This window comes from Streptomyces sp. MnatMP-M17 (assembly GCF_900091995.1).
Lineage (GTDB): Bacteria > Actinomycetota > Actinomycetes > Streptomycetales > Streptomycetaceae > Streptomyces.
On record NZ_FMDK01001243.1, the window covers coordinates 1 to 2,287 of the forward strand.

Here is a 2,287-nt window from a genome sequence, read left to right on the forward strand (position 1 = left end):
CCCCGCCCCGGCGCCGGCGCCAGCGCCCAGCGCATGGCCGACACTATCCGCGCCGACGAGCGCAGGAAGCAACACCGCACGGCTGCCTGGGCCGTGCCCCTTCTTGTGGCACCCGCCGCCGGAGGCGCCGCCTACCTGACCGCCACGGTGACCAGCGCCCGCGCCGGCTTCGCCATGGCCCTGACCATCACCGTCCTCGCTCTGCGCCGCCTCTACCGGAACGGCGGCAGCACCTGGGCCCGTGGAGCCGCCGGCGAACGGAAGACGGCGCGTATTCTGCGCACCCTCGTCTGGTGCGGCCTCGGAGCCTGGACCGTCATCCACGACTTCCGCGTCGGCTCCAAATACAACGGCGACCACCTCGTCATAGGCCGCTGCGGCCCCGTGTACGTCGACACCAAGACCTGGAACGCCAAGAACGCCCGCGTCACCACCGACCGCCACGGCCGCCTCTGGTACGGCCGCTACCCCCAGAACAAGACGATCGAGACCGTCCTGTGGGAAGCCGACTCCGCGGCACAGGCCCTCGGACACCCGGTCCGTGCCGTCATCGCCGTTCACCACGCCCCCGTCCCCCGCGGAGGCCTGTACAGCGGCGGAGTGACCATCGTCCAGGCCAGCGAACTACGGCGCCACCTGCGTGACCTGCCGCAGGCTCCCGGCTGGAACCGGGCGCGCGTCGCCTCGACATACCGGCTCGCCCGCCACCGTCTCCAGCCCGCCGCATAAGGCCCGCCGTCCGCACACCGCGCCGCTCGCAACCAACCCGAGGACGAACCATGACCATCGCCATCGTCGACGGCTACTCGACCGGAGCCGCCCTGGCAGGACGCCTTCACCACCTGGGCGTGCCCTGTTCCCACATCCAGAGCCAGCCCGACAACCATGACTTCCTGCGCCGCACCTTCGACCCGAAGCACTACACCCGTGATCACGGCTTCGTCCCGGACGCCGCGGACCTGGCGGATCTGCTCAGACGCGACGGGACCACGCGCGTAGTCGCCGGCACCGAGTCCGGGGTCACCCTCGCCGAGACCCTCTCCCACGCCCTGGGGCTGCCCACCAACCGGCCCGAGCAGCGAGCAGCCCGCCGCGACAAGAACCTCATGGCCGCCGCCGTCAGCGCCGCCGGCCTCGCCACCCCGCGCACGCAACTCGTCACGTCCGCCATCGCTGCGGCCCGCTGGTTCACCGCCTCCGGCCTCCCGGAAGCCGTCGTCAAGCCTCTCGGCTCCGCCGGCTCGGACGGGGTGCGCTTCTGCCGCACGCTCGCAGAAGTCCGCGACGCGACCAGCACCGTGCTGCACAGCCGCACGGTCTTCGGCCGCCGCAACACCGCCGCCCTCGTCCAGGAACGCCTCATCGGCACCGAGTTCTACATCAACACCGTCTCCCTTGACGGCCGGCACAAAGTCGCCGAGACCTGGCGCTACAGCAAACTGGTCGGTCCTGGCGGCGGCCCCATCTACGACTACGAGGAGCCCGTGCGGGCGGACACCGGCGAAGCCCGCCTCGTGCGCGACTTCACCTTCGCCGTCCTCGACGCCCTCGGTATCCGCAACTCCGCGGCCCACACGGAGGTCATGCTCACCCGGCGCGGTCCCGTCCTGATCGAGACGGGCGCCCGTCTCGGCGGCGCGACGGCCCCAGCCGTCGTCGAACGCCACTGCGGCATGTCCCAGACCGCGCTGGCCGCGGCCGCCCTGGCCGCCCCGCAGACCTTCGACGACTTCGAGGACCACCGCCTCACCTGGTCCGGGGTCCTGCGCAACGTCGAATTCATCAACCACCGCACTGGTCACGCCGACCACGCCGCGATGACCCGCGTTGCCACGCTGCCCAGCGCAGTCGCGGTCTGCCCCGCCGTCGACCACGGTGAGCCACTCCAGCCGACCACCGACCTCCTGAGCACTCCCGGTTTCCTGTACCTCGCCGCAGAATCGGCGGACCTCGTGGAGCGCGACTACGCCCTGCTGAGGGACTGGGAGCGGCAAGGGCTGCACACCGGCGACATGGCGGTGCCGGCCGGCAGCATCCGTGCATGAGCCGTGCGCAGCCCGGCGCGGATCTCCGTGCCCCGAGAACCTGCCGCCCTGCGTGCCGTATGTCGCAGACTGTCCACCGGATGGCGCGAGCGCTCTATCCGTGCCGACACGGGGGCACAGAGCAGGCGAAAATCAATGCTCAGTCGCGTGGCCAGCAGTACTGTGAAGCCACGAGCCGTCCGCGCGGAGTGCCACCCCCCCCCCGACACTCCGCCCCGACCTCGCCCGGTGAGGCTCCGGCC

At 71.6% G+C, this 2,287-nt stretch carries 2 protein-coding genes; both read left to right on the forward strand.

Annotated elements, in window-relative coordinates; all coding sequences use genetic code 11:
• A partial coding sequence (locus tag GA0115259_RS38245) for a nuclease-related domain-containing protein (protein ID WP_093605223.1) occupies positions 1-729 on the forward strand: 729 nt, incomplete at its 5' end.
• A 50-nt stretch (positions 730-779) separates the two neighbouring features.
• On the forward strand, positions 780-2,045 hold the full coding sequence (locus tag GA0115259_RS38250) for a hypothetical protein (RefSeq protein WP_093605225.1): 1,266 nt from the start codon (positions 780-782) through the stop codon (positions 2,043-2,045).
• The last annotated feature ends 242 nt before the right edge of the window (positions 2,046-2,287 follow it).